Source organism: Streptomyces sp. NPDC002499, from assembly GCF_053595415.1.
Map to the genome: position 1 here is coordinate 163489 of NZ_JBSFXO010000003.1, position 17168 is coordinate 180656.

General features: G+C 70.6%; 19 protein-coding genes. 15 read left to right on the plus strand and 4 right to left on the minus strand.

All coding sequences use genetic code 11. The features are described 5' to 3' along the window. Positions 1-2: 2 nt before the first annotated feature. Positions 3-1130 (plus strand): ferrochelatase, encoded by a 1128-nt coding sequence (locus ACWD5F_RS08815; RefSeq protein ID WP_451252492.1) that lies wholly within the window; start codon positions 3-5, stop codon positions 1128-1130. Between the two features lie 8 nt (positions 1131-1138). Next, the gene (locus tag ACWD5F_RS08820; protein ID WP_401722005.1) at positions 1139-1954 is read left to right on the plus strand and encodes an inositol monophosphatase family protein; all 816 of its coding nucleotides are present in this window, start codon (positions 1139-1141) and stop codon (positions 1952-1954) included. A gap of 132 nt (positions 1955-2086) precedes the next feature. Here the strand turns inward: ACWD5F_RS08820 and ACWD5F_RS08825 are convergent, their stop codons facing one another. Continuing rightward, positions 2087-2251 (minus strand): hypothetical protein, encoded by a 165-nt coding sequence (locus ACWD5F_RS08825; protein ID WP_185146023.1) that lies wholly within the window; start codon positions 2249-2251, stop codon positions 2087-2089. A 450-nt stretch (positions 2252-2701) separates the two neighbouring features. On the opposite strand from ACWD5F_RS08825, the gene ACWD5F_RS08830 reads away from it, so the two are divergent. The 4 genes from ACWD5F_RS08830 to ACWD5F_RS08845 all read left to right on the plus strand — a co-directional run bounded on the left by ACWD5F_RS08830 (position 2702) and on the right by ACWD5F_RS08845 (position 6234). Next, entirely contained in the window at positions 2702-3355 is a 654-nt protein-coding gene (locus ACWD5F_RS08830; protein WP_003993508.1) for a response regulator transcription factor, read from the plus strand. A gap of 6 nt (positions 3356-3361) precedes the next feature. Further along, positions 3362-4603 carry a sensor histidine kinase gene (locus tag ACWD5F_RS08835; RefSeq protein WP_451252494.1) on the plus strand — a complete coding sequence of 414 codons (1242 nt, stop codon included), beginning with the start codon at positions 3362-3364 and terminating at the stop codon, positions 4601-4603. Between the two features lie 394 nt (positions 4604-4997). Continuing rightward, positions 4998-5294: a DUF4193 domain-containing protein gene (locus ACWD5F_RS08840; protein ID WP_005481602.1), complete on the plus strand. Its 297-nt coding sequence runs from the start codon at positions 4998-5000 to the stop codon at positions 5292-5294. 13 nt (positions 5295-5307) lie between these two features. Then, the gene (locus ACWD5F_RS08845; RefSeq protein ID WP_451252495.1) at positions 5308-6234 is read left to right on the plus strand and encodes a hypothetical protein; all 927 of its coding nucleotides are present in this window, start codon (positions 5308-5310) and stop codon (positions 6232-6234) included. Positions 6235-6276: 42 nt separating this feature from the next. Here the strand turns inward: ACWD5F_RS08845 and ACWD5F_RS08850 are convergent, their stop codons facing one another. Continuing rightward, a complete protein-coding gene (locus ACWD5F_RS08850) occupies positions 6277-6741 on the minus strand; it encodes a DUF3093 domain-containing protein (RefSeq protein WP_451252497.1) in 465 nt (154 codons plus the stop codon). Positions 6742-6799: 58 nt separating this feature from the next. Between ACWD5F_RS08850 and ACWD5F_RS08855 the strand changes: the two genes are divergently transcribed. The 9 genes from ACWD5F_RS08855 to ACWD5F_RS08895 all read left to right on the plus strand — a co-directional run bounded on the left by ACWD5F_RS08855 (position 6800) and on the right by ACWD5F_RS08895 (position 15455). Continuing rightward, on the plus strand, positions 6800-7384 hold the full coding sequence (locus ACWD5F_RS08855) for a PaaI family thioesterase (protein WP_401721995.1): 585 nt from the start codon (positions 6800-6802) through the stop codon (positions 7382-7384). 5 nt (positions 7385-7389) lie between these two features. After that, positions 7390-7941 (plus strand): dUTP diphosphatase, encoded by a 552-nt coding sequence (gene dut, locus ACWD5F_RS08860; RefSeq protein ID WP_401721992.1) that lies wholly within the window; start codon positions 7390-7392, stop codon positions 7939-7941. 1 nt (position 7942) lies between these two features. Next, complete coding sequence (locus tag ACWD5F_RS08865; RefSeq protein WP_123997189.1) at positions 7943-8707, plus strand: DUF3710 domain-containing protein; 765 nt, start codon at positions 7943-7945, stop codon at positions 8705-8707. A 180-nt stretch (positions 8708-8887) separates the two neighbouring features. Next, on the plus strand, positions 8888-10057 hold the full coding sequence (locus tag ACWD5F_RS08870) for an alginate lyase family protein (RefSeq protein ID WP_401721989.1): 1170 nt from the start codon (positions 8888-8890) through the stop codon (positions 10055-10057). A gap of 74 nt (positions 10058-10131) precedes the next feature. Then, positions 10132-10827 (plus strand): ABC transporter ATP-binding protein, encoded by a 696-nt coding sequence (locus ACWD5F_RS08875; RefSeq protein ID WP_401721986.1) that lies wholly within the window; start codon positions 10132-10134, stop codon positions 10825-10827. A 135-nt stretch (positions 10828-10962) separates the two neighbouring features. Continuing rightward, a complete protein-coding gene (locus tag ACWD5F_RS08880; RefSeq protein ID WP_451252500.1) occupies positions 10963-13509 on the plus strand; it encodes an ATP-binding protein in 2547 nt (848 codons plus the stop codon). Further along, positions 13506-14192, plus strand: a complete 687-nt coding sequence (locus ACWD5F_RS08885; protein ID WP_401721980.1) for a response regulator — start codon at positions 13506-13508, stop codon at positions 14190-14192. Before ACWD5F_RS08880 ends, ACWD5F_RS08885 begins: the two co-directional genes overlap by 4 nt. Before the next feature lie 96 nt (positions 14193-14288). Then, on the plus strand, positions 14289-14687 hold the full coding sequence (locus tag ACWD5F_RS08890) for an OB-fold nucleic acid binding domain-containing protein (RefSeq protein ID WP_401721977.1): 399 nt from the start codon (positions 14289-14291) through the stop codon (positions 14685-14687). A gap of 3 nt (positions 14688-14690) precedes the next feature. Next, entirely contained in the window at positions 14691-15455 is a 765-nt protein-coding gene (locus ACWD5F_RS08895) for a DUF3159 domain-containing protein (protein WP_401721975.1), read from the plus strand. Between the two features lie 100 nt (positions 15456-15555). Here the strand turns inward: ACWD5F_RS08895 and ACWD5F_RS08900 are convergent, their stop codons facing one another. Continuing rightward, positions 15556-16233, minus strand: a complete 678-nt coding sequence (locus ACWD5F_RS08900; RefSeq protein ID WP_401721972.1) for a potassium channel family protein — start codon at positions 16231-16233, stop codon at positions 15556-15558. Then, a complete protein-coding gene (locus tag ACWD5F_RS08905) occupies positions 16233-16904 on the minus strand; it encodes a potassium channel family protein (RefSeq protein ID WP_123997181.1) in 672 nt (223 codons plus the stop codon). Before ACWD5F_RS08905 ends, ACWD5F_RS08900 begins: the two co-directional genes overlap by 1 nt. Between the last annotated feature and the right edge of the window lie 264 nt (positions 16905-17168).

Sequence of the window (17168 nt, forward strand, 5' to 3'; positions counted from 1 at the left end):
TCATGCCAGACGTGCTCGATGCCACCCCCTACGACGCCCTCCTCCTGCTCTCGTTCGGCGGCCCCGAAGGCCCGGACGAGGTGGTTCCGTTCCTGGAGAACGTGACGCGGGGGCGCGGCATCCCCACCGAACGCCTCAAGGAAGTCGGGCAGCACTACTTCCTGTTCGGCGGGGTCAGCCCGATCAACGACCAGAACCGCGCCCTGCTGGACGTCCTGCGCAAGGACTTCGCGGAGCACGGCCTGGACCTGCCGGTCTACTGGGGCAACCGGAACTGGGCCCCGTACCTGACGGACACCCTGCGCGAGATGGTCGCCGACGGCCGCCGCCGGATCCTGGTCCTGGCCACCAGCGCCTACGCCTCGTACTCGGGCTGCCGTCAGTACCGCGAGAACCTCGCCGACTCGCTGGCCGCCCTTCAGTCCGAGGGACTGCCCCTGCCGAAGATCGACAAGCTCCGGCACTACTTCAACCACGAGGGCTTCCTGGAGCCCATGATCGAGGGCGTCCTGCGCTCCCTGGCCGACCTCCCCGAGGACGTCCGCGACGGCGCGCACCTCGCCTTCTCGACCCACTCGATCCCCACCGCCGCCGCGGACACCTCCGGCCCGGCCGAGGACCACGGCGACGGCGGCGCGTACGTCGCACAGCACCTGGACGTGGCCCGGCAGATCGTCGACGCGGTCCGCGACCGCACCGGCGTCGAGCACCCCTGGCAGCTCGTCTACCAGTCGCGCTCCGGTGCCCCGCACATCCCGTGGCTGGAGCCCGACATCTGCGACCACCTGGAGGAGCGCCACGCGGCCCGCGTCCCCGCGGTGGTCGTCGCGCCCATCGGCTTCGTCTCCGACCACATGGAGGTCCTCTACGACCTCGACACGGAGGCCGAGGCCAAGGCCGAGGAGCTGGGCCTGCCGATGCGCCGCTCGGCGACCGTCGGGGCCGACCCGCGGTTCGCCGCCGCGGTCCGCGACCTGGTCCTGGAGCGGGCGGCCGTGGAGCGCGGCCAGGAGGTCACGCCGTGCGCCCTGGGCGCTCTCGGGCCGAGCCGCGACCTGTGCCCTGCCGGCTGCTGTCCGGCCCGTGCCCCCCGCCCCGCCGCCGCGGGCGCGGACAGTCCGTACGCGTGAGGAGCCCTGTGACCGACGCCCCGCACCAGGAACTGCTGGAGCTGGCCCTGGAGGCCGCCCGCCGCGCCGGAGCGCTGCTGCGGGACGGCCGCCCGGCCGACCTGGCGGTGGCCGCCACCAAGTCCAGTCCCATCGACGTCGTCACCGAGATGGACATCGCCGCGGAGAAGCTGATCACCGACCTGATCTCCGCGCACCGCCCCGACGACGGCTTCCTCGGTGAGGAGGGCGCCTCCAGCGAGGGCACGAGCGGTGTCCGCTGGGTGATCGACCCGCTCGACGGCACGGTCAACTACCTGTACGGGCTGCCCACTTGGGCCGTGTCCATCGCGGCCGAGCAGGACGGCGAGACGGTCGTGGGTGTCGTGGCGGCCCCGATGCGCGGCGAGACGTACCACGCGGTCCGCGGCACCGGAGCGTGGGCCCGCGGCGCCTGGGAGGGCGAACGCGGGCTGGCGTGCCGCCCGGCGCCGCCCCTGGAACAGGCGCTGGTCTCCACGGGCTTCAACTACGTCACCGAGGTCCGCGCCCACCAGGCCGAGGTCGCCCGGCGCCTGATCCCGCTCCTGCGTGACATCCGGCGCACCGGTTCGGCGGCCGTCGACCTGTGCGACGTGGCCGCCGGCCGGCTGGACGGCTACTACGAACGCGGCCTGAACGCCTGGGACTACGGCGCCGGCGATCTGATCGCCCGGGAAGCGGGCGCCCTGACCGGCGGACGCCCCGGAGAGCGCCCGTCACCGACCTTGACGATCGCGGCGACCCCGGGAGTCTTCGAGCCCCTCCAGCGCCTCCTGGAGGACTTCGGCGCCTGGCACGACTGAGGGCCCGTGGACAAAAGGGGCAGGGGCAGGGGTCGGCGCTGTGAACACAGGCTGTGATCAAAGAGGCAGGGCCCGACGCTGGATTCGCCGGGCCCTGCCTTTTCCTGCGGTATGCCTACAAGCGATCAGACGCTAAGCGCCGACCTCCACACCGTGCTCGGCGGCGAGGCGGCGCAGGTCGTCGAGTTCGCCCTGCTCCACCTCGACGAGGAAGTCGTCGCCCTCGTTGCGAGCCCGCGTCAGGTCGGACTCGGTCGTCCTTATGCGCTGCAGAAGTCCTGCGGTGAATGCGTCCATGCTGCGCCCCCTCGTCCTGGGTCGTGGGTCGATGGCACGGGGGTGTGCCGTTCGGAAGGGGCGATCACGTCTCCAACAGGTGCCCGGCACAGCCCGCGCCGGGCGGCGACGGTGCCGGACACCCACGTCCACTCTGCGGAAAGCGGATTGCGCCGTGCCGCATGGTGTTGCGGCACTAGCAGAGCGTGATCGCGGGGTATGAACGGTCCTCCCCGCGCTTCCTTCCACGGAAACCTCAACCGGCCGAGAAAATCCGGCATTCCCGAGTCTCACAACTGTCTTTCATCCACCGCTCACCCCTCCCTCACCCGCCGCCCTCCTGCCACCCGGCCGCCTTACAGCCGACTTATGGCCGAAAAGGGCAGGATGGAGGCACACAGTCATGGAGAACTCCGCCCACGCCTGCCCTCAGGGGCGCTACGCGGGTGGACATCAGGAAGGACAAGCGACGTGCGCGTACTCGTCGTCGAGGACGAGCAACTGCTCGCCGATGCGGTGGCCACCGGACTGCGCCGAGAGGCCATGGCCGTGGACGTCGTGTACGACGGCGCGGCCGCCCTGGAGCGCATCGGTGTCAACGACTACGACGTGGTCGTCCTGGACCGCGACCTCCCGCTCGTGCACGGCGACGACGTCTGCCGCAAGATCGTCGAGCTCGGCATGCCCACGCGCGTACTGATGCTCACGGCCTCCGGCGACGTCAGCGACCGGGTTGAGGGTCTGGAGATCGGCGCCGACGACTACCTCCCCAAGCCCTTCGCGTTCAGCGAACTCATCGCACGCGTGCGTGCCCTGGGCCGGCGCACCAGCGTCCCGCTGCCGCCGGTCCTGGAGCGCGCCGGGATCAAGCTCGACCCCAACCGCCGCGAGGTCTTCCGGGACGGCAAGGAGGTGCAGCTCGCGCCCAAGGAGTTCGCCGTCCTGGAGGTGCTGATGCGCTCCGAGGGCGCCGTCGTCTCCGCGGAGCAGCTCCTGGAGAAGGCCTGGGACGAGAACACGGACCCGTTCACCAACGTCGTGCGCGTGACCGTCATGACCCTGCGCCGCAAGCTGGGCGAGCCGCCCGTCATCGTCACCGTGCCCGGCTCCGGCTACCGGATCTGATAGCCCATGGCCGCAACACCCGCTCTCCCCACGGCACCTCCCAAGCCCACCTGGGACCCCCGCAAGCCCGAGCCGCCCTTCCCCTGGCTGCGCCCGACCATCCGCATACGGCTGACGCTGCTGTACGGCGGCATGTTCCTGATCGCCGGCATCCTGCTGCTGTCGATCATCTACCTGCTCGCCGCCCAGGCCCTGCACGAGGGCAGTGGCCAGTCCTTCTCGGTGTCCGGCACCAACCTCGGCATCACCAGCAGCACCTGCCCCCAGCTCGACCGGGCGACCAGCAACAGCGAGATCAACTCGATCCTGGAGTCGTGCGACGCGGTCAAGCGCCAGCACGCCCTGGACGACCTGCTGAGCCGCTCGCTGCTGGCCCTGCTCGGCCTCGCCGTGATCGCCTTCGCGTTCGGCTACGCGATGGCCGGCCGGGTCCTGTCGCCGCTCGGCCGGATCACCCGCACCGCCCGCGCGGTGGCCGGCTCGGACCTGTCCCGCCGGATCGAGCTGGACGGCCCGGACGACGAGCTCAAGGAACTGGCCGACACCTTCGACGACATGCTGGAGCGGCTCCAGCGGGCCTTCACCGCCCAGCAGCGCTTCGTGGGCAACGCCTCGCACGAGCTGCGCACCCCGCTCGCGATCAACCGCACGCTCCTGGAGGTGCACCTGTCGGACCCCGGTGCCCCCGTGGAGCTCCAGCAGCTGGGCAAGACGCTGCTGGCCACCAACGAGCGCAGCGAGCAGCTCGTGGAGGGCCTGCTGCTGCTCGCCCGCAGCGACAACCAGATCGTCGAGCGCAAGCCGGTGGACCTCGCCGAGGTCGCCGGGCAGGCCGTCGACCAGGTGCTCTCGGAGGCGGACGCCAAGGGCGTGGTGATCCGCGGCCAGCAGAAACCCGCGGTGGTCCAGGGCAACGGCGTGCTCCTGGAGCGGATCGCGCTGAACCTCGTACAGAACGCGGTGCGGTACAACGTGCCGAAGGACGGCTGGGTCGAGGTCACCACCGAGGTCCAGCACGGCCAGGCGGTCCTGGTCGTGTCGAACACGGGCCCCGTCGTGCCGGCGTACGAGATCGACAACCTTTTCGAGCCCTTCCGGCGGTTGCGCACGGAGCGGACGGGCAGTGACAAGGGGGTCGGGCTCGGGCTGTCGATCGCGCGGTCGGTGGCCCGGGCGCACGGTGGCCACATCTCGGCACAGCCGCGTGAGGGGGGTGGGCTCGTGATGCGGGTCACCCTTCCCATCTGAGAACATGTCGCCGACACGCGGGGATGTTCGCTTTGCGCGGAATTTTCTGGGCATCGAATCGACGAACCCGTGTGTGATCGATCACAAGGGCGAATTTCCGGCCATCTACTCTCAGTGATCACAGGACCTGCCGGAAAGCCGGGATAATCCGGGTTTTTAGGGGTCTTGATCACGGGAAGTACACGGTGAGACGCCTTTGAAGTGCGGCATTGGGACCGTGTACGGTCCGCATCGCCATCCAAGCCGATCACTCGTGAGGAGTCCGGTTGGGTGTCGATTGAGTAACAGACCTTGATGTGAGGCAAAATCTCCGCCTCAGGTCGGGCACAAGTCCGGCCTCTCACGCGTTACGTGCGCTGGAGACACCGATAGACACCCAGAGGGGGAGAGCGACATGGCAACGGATTACGACACCCCACGCAAGACCGACGACGACGTTGATTCGGACAGCCTTGAAGAGCTCAAGGCCAGGAGGAACGACAAGTCGACCTCCGCGGTCGACGTCGACGAGTTCGAGGCCGCAGAAGGCCTGGAACTGCCCGGAGCGGACCTCTCGAACGAGGAGCTGGCCGTCCGGGTGCTGCCGAAGCAGCAGGACGAGTTCACTTGCATGAGCTGCTTCCTGGTGCACCACCGCAGCCAGCTGGCCAGGGAGAAGAACGGCCAGCCGATCTGCCGCGACTGCGACTGAGGCGGGGTCGGCCGTGACTGGCTCGACCCCTCCTCGGAAGCGCCGCTTCCCCCTGCCGGGAGCGGACAAGGGGCCGAAGGACGGCCCGCACGGCGCGCGTGAAGACGAGCGGGGCTCATCCGGTACGAAAGGATCTGCAGGATCGGCCTCGCTCGAACCGGCGGCTGACCGGGGTGACCTCCCGGTACCGACGGAGCAGGAAAGCGCGCCCGTCGCACGGCGACGGGCCGCGGTGATCCGGGACAAGGCCAGGGAAGGCGTCCGCAAGAGCGGCAGCCGCGCCAGGGCGGGACTGGCGTACCTTGCCGACCGGATCATCGAGAGCGCCCCGAGGATCCCCGTACGGGACCTCGCGACGCTCCGCAGGCAGTTCCCGGGCCTCGGCCCCGAGGAGCTCGCCGACAAACTCGTCGCCGGCGCGGCGAGCGCCACGGCGACGGTCGGAGCCGGGATCGGCGCGGCGGCGATGCTGCCGGTGCCGCCCGCGATGCCGACCGAACTGGCGGCCGAGATCACCGGCGTGGCCGCGATCGAGCTGAAGCTCATCGCCGAGCTGTACGAGGTGTACGGCGTGCGCCCGCCCGGCAATCTCAAAGAGCGCACGACCACATATCTGAACTCGTGGTCCGGAGAGCGCGGGATCCAGGTGACCAAACCGTCGACGGTGACGTCGGCGCTGAACGGTCACATGAAGCGCGAGCTGCGCCAGCAGATCATGAAGCGCATGGTCCGCGATCTGCCGAACCTGATGCCCTTCATGGTGGGGGCCGCCGTCGGAGCGGTCATGAACCGCAAGGACACCAGAAAGCTCGCGGGGCGCATCCGCACCGACCTCCGCAAGGTCCAGGTGCCCTGGGACGCGCTGCCCGCGCTGCCGCCCCTGGAGGCCCCGTCTGAGCCGTTGGAGCTGGGGGACGGCCGCAAGGCGCTCGGGCCTTAGCGGGCCCCGCAGGCGCCTCTCCGGGCCCTGTGCGGGGCAGCCCTACGCCACGGTCTCCCGGGCCGTCCGCAGAGCCTCGGCCAACCGCTCCGGCTCACGCGTCGACAGGTACAGGTACGGAGTCGGGTCCGCCGGGTCGGTGACCTCCACGCGCAGAGCCCTGGGGATGTAGGAGCGCAGCAGCAGGAACGCGCGCGTGTCCGCCTTGTACGTGCGCCAGGCGCGGGCCTCCTCCGCGTCCAGGACCTCGGCCTCGCCCAGCGCCGCCACCGGGATCCGCGCCTCGCCCGCGATCAGCGAGTCGCCGACCACGCGGATGCGGACCGAGCCGTAGGCGCTCGCGCAGACCGCGGCCGCCGCCGTGCCGCCGACCAGACCGCCGAGCAGCGGCAGCGTGCCGAACGGCAGCAGGATCAGGGCGAAGGAGACCCCGACCAGGAAGGAGATCAGCCACCAGGTGCGGGGGGCGGTGAGGCGTTCTTCGTAAGGGGCGGCGGAGAGCTGCATGGAGCCAAGCTTGGCACGGTGTCCTGATATGGCCGACGCGCGGGTAAGGTCTGCGGCTGTGAGTGGTACTTCCGCGGCTCTTCAGCCTCCCGCCTACGCGGTGAAACCTGTGCGGCACCCGGATGCTCCCGCACCCGGTGAGCTGCTCGGTTCGCACTACGAACAGTGTTTCGGGTGTGGCGGGGGACAGGCCCACGGGCTGCACCTGGCGGCGCGGGCCGGCGAGGGCGTCACCATCACCGCCGAGTTCACCGTGCAGCCCGCCCACCAGGGGGCGCCCGGGCTCGCGCACGGCGGGGTGCTGGCCACCGCGCTGGACGAGACGCTCGGCTCGCTGAACTGGCTGCTGCGGACGATCGCCGTGACCGGACGGCTGGAGACGGACTTCGTGCGGCCGGTCCCGGTGGGGACCGTGCTGTACCTGGAGGCCGAGGTGACGGCCGTGGCCCGGCGGAAGATCTACTCGACCGCCACCGGCCGCATCGGCGGCCCCGACGGGCCCGTCGCCGTCCGCGCCGACGCGCTCTTCGTCGAGGTGCTGGTCGACCACTTCATCGACAACGGCCGCCCGGAGGAGATCCGCGCCGCCATGAACGACCCGGACCAGGCCCGGCGTGCCCGTGCCTTCGAGGTGAACCCGTGACCCCCGTGAGCCGAGAACCCCTGAACGTGCTGATCCGCCGCGTCGACGCGGACGTACCGCTTCCGACGTACGCGCAACCCGGCGACGCCGGAGCGGATCTGCGGACGACCGAGAGCCGTGAACTCAAGCCCGGCGAACGGGCTGTTCTGCCCACGGGGGTGTCTATCGCCCTCCCGGACGGGTACGCGGCCTTCGTGCACCCCAGATCCGGCCTCGCCGCCCGCTGCGGTGTCGCCCTGGTGAATGCCCCGGGGACGGTTGATGCCGGGTACCGTGGGGAGATCAAGGTGATCGTGGTGAATCTCGACCCGCACGAGTCCGTGCGGTTCGAGCGCTTCGACCGGATCGCCCAACTGGTCGTCCAGCAGGTCGAGAAGGTCCGCTTCCAGGAGGTCGCGGAGCTTCCCGACTCGGCGCGGGCCGAGGGGGGCTTCGGGTCCACCGGTGGCCATGCCGCCGTGGGCGACGCGAGCGGCACAAGCGGTCAGGTCGCCCCGGGCGGCCTGGCGGGTGGGAATCGATACGCTTCGGTCGTATCCGACCGGGAAGGACAGTGACGTGTTCGGACGTCGCAAGAAGAGGGATGCCGCCGAGGACGCGGCCGGCGAGGCCGAGCAGGTCGTCGACAGTGTCGACACTGAGGCGGACGACGAAGAGGGCCGGCGCACGCGTGTGCGGCTCGAGCCGGAGCCGCGCCCCGATGGGCCCTGGGACGACACCGAGGTGAGCGATCCGGCCGAGGGCCGGGTCGACCTGGGCGGTCTGTTCGTGCCGGGTGTCGACGGCATGGAGCTGCGGGTCGAGGTCGCGGGCGACGCGATCGTCGCGGCCACCGTGGTGCTGCGCGACAGCGCCGTCCAGTTGCAGGCCTTCGCCGCACCCAAGCGCGAGGGCATCTGGGGCGAGGTGCGCGAGGAGATCGCCACCGGCATCACCCAGCAGGGTGGCATCGTCGACGAGGTCGAGGGCCCGCTGGGCTGGGAGCTGCGTGCCCAGGTTCCGGTGCAACTGCCGGACGGCACGGGCGGTTTCCAGGTCGTGCGGTTCATCGGCGTGGACGGACCCCGCTGGTTCCTGCGCGGGGTGATCTCCGGGCAGGGCGCGGTGCAGCCGCAGGCGGCCGGTCTGCTGGAGCAGATCTTCCGGGACACGGTCGTGGTCCGCGGCGAGGGCCCGATGGCGCCCCGCGACCCGATCGTCCTGAAGCTGCCCAACGACGCCCAGATGGTGCCCGAGGGCGTCCAGCAGCAGGAGGAGGGCTCGCGCTTCTCCGGTGGCATGGGCCAGCTCCAGCGCGGACCGGAGATCACCGAGGTCCGCTAGCCGGGACGCTCCGCGAGGAGACCGGTCCGAGAACCGAGCGAAGAGCCGCACCCTTCGGGGCGCGGCTCTTCGGCGTGCGTGACCTCTTGACGGCGTATTGGTCTGTACCTATGGTCTCCGCTCAACGCGTCCGTTCATAAAGGCGCTTCACGTTCACATAGGAGAACGGAAGACCCCCACATGCGCAGAACCGCCTTGATCACGACCGTTGCCGCCCTGCTGCTCGGTGCCCTCTCGGCTCCCGCCGCCCACTCCGCCCCCGCCACCTTCGTCCACCCCGGAGTCACCGTCTCCGCGGCCCAGCTGGAGTTCGCCCGCACCAAGGTCAACGCCGGCGCCCAGCCCTGGAAGGGCGCCTACGACCAGATGATGGCGAGCAAGTACGCCAGCCTGACCCGCACGCCCGCGCCCCGGGCGACCGTCGAGTGCGGCTCGTACTCCAACCCCAACTACGGCTGCACCGACGAGCGCGAGGACGCGATAGCCGCGTACACCGACGCGCTCGCCTGGTACATCACCAAGGACGCGCGCTACGCCCAGAAGGCGATCCAGCTCATGGACGCCTGGTCGGGCACGATCACCAGTCACACCAACAGCAACGCGCCCCTGCAGACCGGCTGGGCCGGCTCCTCCTGGCCCAAGGCCGCCGAGATCATCAAGTACACGTACACCGGCACCTGGGCCAACTCCGCCCGCTTCTCCACCATGCTGCGCAACGTCTACCTCCCCGTCGTCATCAAGGGCTCCAACTCCAACGGCAACTGGGAGCTGTCGATGATGGAGGCCGCCGTCGGCATCTCCGTCTTCCTGGAGGACAAGGCGTCCTACGACACCGCCATGGCGAAGTTCCGCACCCGCACCGCCGCCTACGTGTACCTCGCCTCCGACGGCTCGGTGCCCAAGACCGTGCCCAGCCAGAACCTGAACACCACCGCCAAGATCGTCTCGTACTGGCAGGGCCAGTCCACCTTCGTCACCGGGCTCACCCAGGAGACCTGCCGGGACTTCGTGCACACCGGATACGGCATCTCCGCGATCTCGCACGTCGCCGAGACCAGCCGCATCCAGGGCGCCGACCTCTACGGCACCGACGTCGGCGAACGGCTGCGCCAGGCACTCGGCTTCCAGTCCAAGTACCAGCTGGGCGAGGCCGCCCCGAGCTGGCTGTGCGGCGGCACCCTCACCCGGGGCCTCGGCCCGATCACCGAGGTCGGCTACAACGCCCTGCACAACCGCCTCGGCATCGCCATGGCCAACACCCAGACGCTGACCCAGAACCAGCGCCCGGCCGGCAGCAACAACCTCTTCGTGGCCTGGGAGACCCTCACCCACGGCGACAACCCGAACTGAACCGTTGAACGGCCGGGCGCCCGACCGCGATACTGGCGCCCGGTCTTCGGGGGAGACGAGACGGGGGAGTCGACATGAACAGCCAGGTGGTCACCGAGACCATGGTGCGGGTCGAGGACGTCCACAAGTCCTACGGCCACGGAGCCGCCGCCGTGCACGCGCTGCGCGGTGTCTCCTTCGAGGTCCCGCGCGGCGAACTCGTCGCCCTCAAGGGGCGCTCGGGATCCGGCAAGACCACCCTGCTCAACATCGTCGGCGGACTCGACCTGCCGGACCGGGGACGGGTCACCGTCGACGGCCTCGACCTCTCCGAACTCGGCGAGGACGGACTGCTGGGGCTGCGCCGGGACCGTATCGGATTCGTCTTCCAGTCCTTCGGGCTCGTCCCGATCCTGACCGCCGCCGAGAACGTCGGGGTGCCGATGCGGCTGCGCCGGGCGCCCGTGCGCGAGCGCGAGGAGCGCGTCGAGCTGCTGCTGGCCCTGGTGGGCCTCGCCGACCACGCCAAGCAGCGGCCCGGGGAGCTCTCCGGCGGCCAGCAGCAGCGCGTCGCCATCGCCCGTGCCCTCGCCAACAGCCCCTCGCTGCTCGTCGCGGACGAGCCGACCGGCCAGCTGGACGTCGAGACCGGGCACGCCGTCATGGAGCTGCTGCGCGCCGTCGTGCACAGCGAGCGGGTCACCGCCCTGGTCGCCACCCACGACGCGACCCTGCTCGACCTGGCCGACCGGGTGCTGGAACTGGGCGACGGGGAGATCGTCGAGCACTGAGTCGGCACTCCTGAGCGCCCCGCGTCAGAGTTCCGTCAAAGAGCGCCGCTCGGCCCCTGGCCGCCCCTTTTGTCGCGATGGCCCGCCGTACTCTCGACGCTGCGCAGTCAGCGGTGAGCGGAAGACAATGGGGCCATGGGACGCGGCAAGCTTCGGATCTACCTCGGTGCGGCACCGGGCGTCGGCAAGACGTACGCGATGCTCTCCGAGGCGCACCGGCGGGTGGAGCGCGGTACCGACGTCGTCGTCGCCTTCGTGGAGCACCACGACCGGCCGCGCACCGAGGTGATGCTGCACGGCCTGGAGCAGGTGCCCCGCAAGGAGCTGGAGCACCGCGGGGCCGTCTTCTCCGAGATGGACGTCGACGCCGTGCTCGCCCGGCACCCCCAGGTCGCCCTGGTGGACGAACTCGCGCACACCAACATCCCCGGCTCGCGCAACACCAAGCGCTGGCAGGACGTCGAGGAACTGCTCGCCGCCGGCATCGACGTCGTCTCCACCGTGAACATCCAGCACCTGGAGTCGCTCGGCGACGTCGTCGAGTCGATCACCGGCGTACGGCAGCGCGAGACCGTGCCGGACGAGATGGTGCGGCGCGCCGACCAGATCGAGCTGGTCGACATGTCGCCCCAGGCCCTGCGCCGCCGCATGGCACACGGCAACGTCTACAAACCGGACAAGGTCGACGCGGCCCTGTCCAACTACTTCCGGCCCGGCAACCTCACCGCGCTGCGCGAACTGGCGCTGCTGTGGGTGGCCGACCGGGTCGACGAGTACCTGAAGCAGTACCGCAGCGAGCACCGGGTGTCGAAGATCTGGGGCTCGCGGGAGCGGATCGTGGTCGGCCTCACCGGCGGACCCGAGGGCCGCACCCTCATCCGACGGGCCGCGCGGCTCGCCGAGAAGGGCGCGGGCGGCGAGGTGATGGCCGTCTACATAGCCAGCAGCGACGGCCTGACCGCGGCCTCGCCCAAGGAACTCGCCGTGCAGCGCACCCTCGTCGAGGACCTCGGCGGCACCTTCCACCACGTCGTCGGCGACGACATACCGGCCGCCCTGCTCGCCTTCGCGCGCGGGGTCAACGCCACCCAGATCGTGCTCGGCGTCTCCCGCCGCAAGACCTGGCAGTACGTCTTCGGACCGGGCGTCGGCGCCACTGTCGCCCGCGAGTCGGGACCCGACCTCGACGTCCACCTGATCACGCACGGCGAGGCCGGCAAGGGCCGCGGCCTCCCGGTGGCCCGCAGCGCGCGGCTCGGCCGGTCCCGGATCATCGCCGGCTGGATCGTCGGGGTGCTCGGGCCGGTGGTCCTGGCGCTGCTGCTCAACGCCGTCGACCTCGGTCTCGCCAACGACATGCTGCTGTTCCTGGCGCTGACCGTGGCGGCCGCCCTGCTCGGCGGGCTGCTGCCCTCGCTGGCCTCGGCCGCGGTGGGCTCGCTCCTGCTGAACTACTACTACACGCCGCCGCTGCACAGGTTCACCATCGCCGACCCCAAGAACATCGTCGCCATCGTGATCTTCGTGGGCGTCGGCATCTCGGTCGCCTCCGTCGTCGACCTCGCCGCCCGGCGCACCCACCAGGCGGCCCGGCTGCGCGCCGAGTCCGAGATCCTGTCGTTCCTCGCGGGCAACGTGCTGCGCGGCGAGACCGGCCTGGAGGACCTGCTGGAGCGGGTCCGCGAGACCTTCGGGATGGAGTCGGCGGCCCTGCTGGAGCGGACCGGCGAGCACGACCCGTGGACCTGCGCGGGCCGCGTCGGCACCGGCCCGCCCGTCGCCCGACCCGACGAGGCGGACGTGGACGTGCCGGTCGGCGACCACATGGCGCTCGCCCTGACCGGCCGCGTGCTGCCCGCCGAGGACCGCCGGGTGCTGGCCGCGTTCGCCGCGCAGGCCGCCGTCGTCCTGGACCGCCGCCGCCTCCAGGAACAGGCCGACCGGGCCCGCGCTCTCGCCGAGGGCAACCGCATCCGCACGGCCCTGCTGGCCGCCGTCAGCCACGACCTGCGTACCCCGCTGGCCGGCATCAAGGCGGCCGTCTCCTCGCTGCGCTCCCACGACGTGGCCTGGTCGGAGGAGGACCAGGCCGAGCTCCTGGAGGGCATCGAGGAGGGCGCCGACCGCCTCGACCACCTCGTCGGCAACCTCCTGGACATGTCCCGCCTGCAGACCGGCACGGTCACCCCGCTGATCCGCGAGATCGACCTCGACGAAGTGGTGCCGATGGCGCTGGTCGGGGTCCCCGAGGGCAGCGTCGACCTGGACGTCCCGGAGACGCTGCCCATGGTCGCCGTCGACCCGGGGCTCCTGGAGCGGTCGGTGGCCAACCTCGTCGAGAACGCCGTCAAGTACAACCCGCACGGCAAGCAGGTCCTGGTGGCCGCCAGCGCCATCGCCGACCGGGTCGAGGTCCGGGTGGTCGACCGCGGGCCCGGCGTCCCCGACGACGCCAAGGACCGTATCTTCGAGCCCTTCCAGCGCTACGGTGACGCCCCGCGCGGGGCCGGCGTGGGCCTGGGGCTCGCGGTGGCGCGCGGCTTCGCCGAGGCCATGGGAGGCACCCTCAACGCCGAGGACACGCCCGGCGGCGGCCTCACCATGGTCCTCTCCCTGCGCGCGGCAGGATCGGCCCCGCAGGAGCTTCGACAGCAGGCACAACCCGAGAGGCAGGTCCAATGACCCGGGTGCTCGTGATCGACGACGAGCCGCAGATCGTGCGCGCCCTCGTGATCAACCTCAGGGCGCGCAAGTACGAGGTCGACGCGGCGCACGACGGCGCCACCGCCCTCCAGCTCGCCGCCGCCCGCCACCCCGACGTGGTCGTCCTGGACCTGGGCCTGCCCGACATGGACGGCGTCGAGGTGATCCGGGGTCTGCGCGGCTGGACCCGGGTGCCGATCCTCGTACTGTCCGCCCGGCACTCCTCCGACGAGAAGGTCCAGGTCCTGGACGCGGGCGCCGACGACTACGTCACCAAGCCCTTCGGCATGGACGAACTCCTCGCCCGGCTGCGGGCCGCCGTCCGCCGGGCCGAGCCGGTCGGGGTCGGCGAGGACGAGGTGACGGCGGTGGAGACCGAGGAGTTCACCGTCGACCTGGCCGCCAAGAAGGTCCACCGCGACGGCAGGGACGTACGGCTCACGCCCACCGAGTGGCATCTGCTGGAGGTGCTGGTCCGCAACACGGGCCGGCTGGTGAGCCAGCGGCAGCTGCTCCAGGAGGTGTGGGGTCCGTCGTACGGGACGGAGACCAACTACCTGCGCGTGTACATGGCCCAGCTGCGCCGGAAGCTGGAGGCGGACCCCTCGCATCCCAAGCACTTCATCACGGAGCCGGGGATGGGATATCGCTTCGAGAAGTGAGGCGAGGTGACGACAAGTGACCGGGGACGGGGTACCCGTTCGAACGCCGGGGTCCGCGGGTACGTACGTGTCAGTGCACCCCGGTACGCTTCAGATATGAGTGCTGTTCCTCGTTCCGAAAAGGCGGTGGGCCGCTTCCGGCGCATGCTCGACCGGCTCTCCTCGTCCCAGGAGGACCTGGAGTCGGAGGAGCTGCGTGAGGACGCGGAGACCGCGGGCTGCGTGCGGATCGGTGACTGCCACGACCGACAGATCGTCACGGTTACTGGTACCTTGCGCACGGTCACCCTGCGCCCGCGCGCGGGGGTCCCGGCCTTGGAGGCCGAGCTGTTCGACGGCTCCGCCGCGCTGGACGTGGTGTGGCTCGGCAGGCGCTCCATCGTGGGGATAGAGCCGGGACGCAGACTGATCGCATCGGGCCGGATCTCGATGAGCCGAGGCCGCCGGGTGCTGTTCAATCCGAAATACGAACTGAGACCCCTCGGACGGGAGTAGCCGGTGACGTCGCTCGACAAGCCGACCGAAGACACTCAAGCCGACGATGCGCGGGCGGTGACCGAGGCCGCCCTGTTCGAGGCGTTCGGTGGAGTGCGGGGCATGGTCGAGACCGTCCTGCCCGGCCTGCTGTTCGTCACCATCTTCACGATCAACAAGGACCTGCACTGGTCGGCCATCGCCGCCCTCGCGGTCTCCCTGGCGCTCGTGGTGGTCCGGCTGGCCATGCGGGACACCGTCAAGCACGCCTTCAGCGGTGTCTTCGGCGTCGCCTTCGGTGTCGTCTTCGCGATGATGACCGGCAACGCCAAGGACTTCTACCTCCCCGGCATGCTCTACACGCTGGGTCTGGCGCTGGCGTACATCATCACGACCCTGTGCGGGGTCCCGCTGATCGGCCTCATCCTCGGCCCGGTCTTCAAGGAGAACCTCTCCTGGCGCACCCGCAACCCGGGCCGCAAGAAGGCGTACGCGAAGGCCAGTTGGGCCTGGGGCCTGATCCTCCTGGCCAAGTGCGCGGTCCTCTTCCCCCTCTACTGGTGGGCCAACACCGCGCAGCTGGGCTGGGTCCTGATCGCCCTCAAGATCCCGCCCTTCCTTCTCGCGGTCTGGCTGACCTGGGTCTTCCTCGCGAAGGCGCCCGCGCCGATCGACGTCTTCGCCGAGATGGAAGCGGAAGAGCAGGCGGAAAAGGAGCGCAAGGCGGCCCTGGCCGAGGAGCGCGCGGAACAGGGCGAGATCGCGGGCCGACACCGCCGCGAGGCGTAGTTCCCGGTACGCGAAGAAGCAGAGTTTCCGGTACGTGGATGAGGGGCCCTGGGAATCCCAGGGCCCCTCATCCACGTACCGGATCAGACGGAACCGTCGGCTAGCCCGCCGCGTCCTCCCGGCGGACCGACAGCAGGTCCTCCAGCTGCTCTTCCCTTGCCTGGGCCGCCACGAACAGGAGTTCGTCGCCGGCCTCCAGGGAGTCCTCGCGGGACGGGGTGAGGACCCGGGTGCCGCGGATGATGGTGACCAGGGACGTGTCCTCGGGCCACTCCACGTCGCCGACCTGGGTGCCGGCCAGCGCCGACTCCTCGGGGAGGGTCAGCTCGACGAGGTTGGCGTCGCCGTGGCTGAAGCGGAGCAGCCGGACCAGGTCGCCGACCGACACCGCCTCCTCGACCAGGGCCGACATCAGGCGCGGGGTGGAGACGGCGACGTCGACGCCCCAGGACTCGTTGAAGAGCCACTCGTTCTTCGGGTTGTTCACGCGGGCGACGACGCGCGGGACGCCGTACTCCGTCTTCGCGAGCAGGGAGACGACGAGGTTGACCTTGTCGTCGCCGGTCGCGGCGATCACGACGTTGCAGCGCTGGAGCGCGGCCTCGTCCAGGGACGTGATCTCGCAGGCGTCGGCGAGCAGCCACTCCGCCTGCGGGACGCGCTCGACCGAGATGGCGGTCGGCGCCTTGTCGATGAGCAGGATCTCGTGGCCGTTCTCCAGCAGTTCGCCCGCGATCGAGCGGCCCACGGCGCCGGCGCCGGCAATGGCGACCCTCATCAGTGACCGCTCTCCTCTTCGGGACCCTTGGCGAAGGACGCCTCGACCTTGTCGACCTCGTCGGTGCGCATCATCACGTGCACCAGGTCGCCCTCCTGCAGCACCGTCTGGGAGCTGGGCAGGACGGCCTCGCCGAGCCGGGTCAGGAACGCCACGCGGACGCCCGTCTCCTCCTGCAGCGTGCTGATCTTGTGGCCGACCCAGGCCGCGGAGGCGTGCACCTCGGCGAGCTGGACACCGCCGGTGGGGTCGCGCCACAGCGGCTCCGCGCCCGAGGGCAGCAGTCGGCGCAGCATCTGGTCGGCGGTCCAGCGGACCGTGGCCACGGTGGGGATGCCCAGGCGCTGGTAGACCTCGGCGCGACGGGGGTCGTAGATACGGGCCGCGACGTTCTCCACGCCGAACATCTCGCGGGCCACCCGGGCCGAGATGATGTTCGAGTTGTCGCCGCTGGAGACGGCGGCGAAGGCGCCGGCCTCCTCGATGCCGGCCTCGCGCAGAGTGTCCTGGTCGAAGCCGACTCCGGTGACCCGGCGGCCGCCGAATCCGGGACCGAGACGACGGAAGGCGGTGGGGTCCTGGTCGATCACGGCGACCGTGTGCCCCTGTTGCTCCAGGGTCTGGGCAAGAGCGGAACCCACTCTTCCGCAGCCCATGATGACGATGTGCACGACCGTCCTTCCGGTGTCCTAAAACTACTGCTCAGCCAAGGGTCTCAGACCGACGCCCAAGCTACACACGCGCGGTAGGACGTCGGCACCCCTGTGCACGGTTGCCGTGCACGCCCGGGAGATCAGCGACGGCTGATGCTGCGGACGCTGGCGAGCGTCAGGAGTCCGAGACCGACGAGAGTCACCGCGGCGCCGATCAACTCCGCTGTGGCGTGCATGGAACCTCCGGGGTGCGACGAGAGGGCGGCAACGGCCGGGGAATGG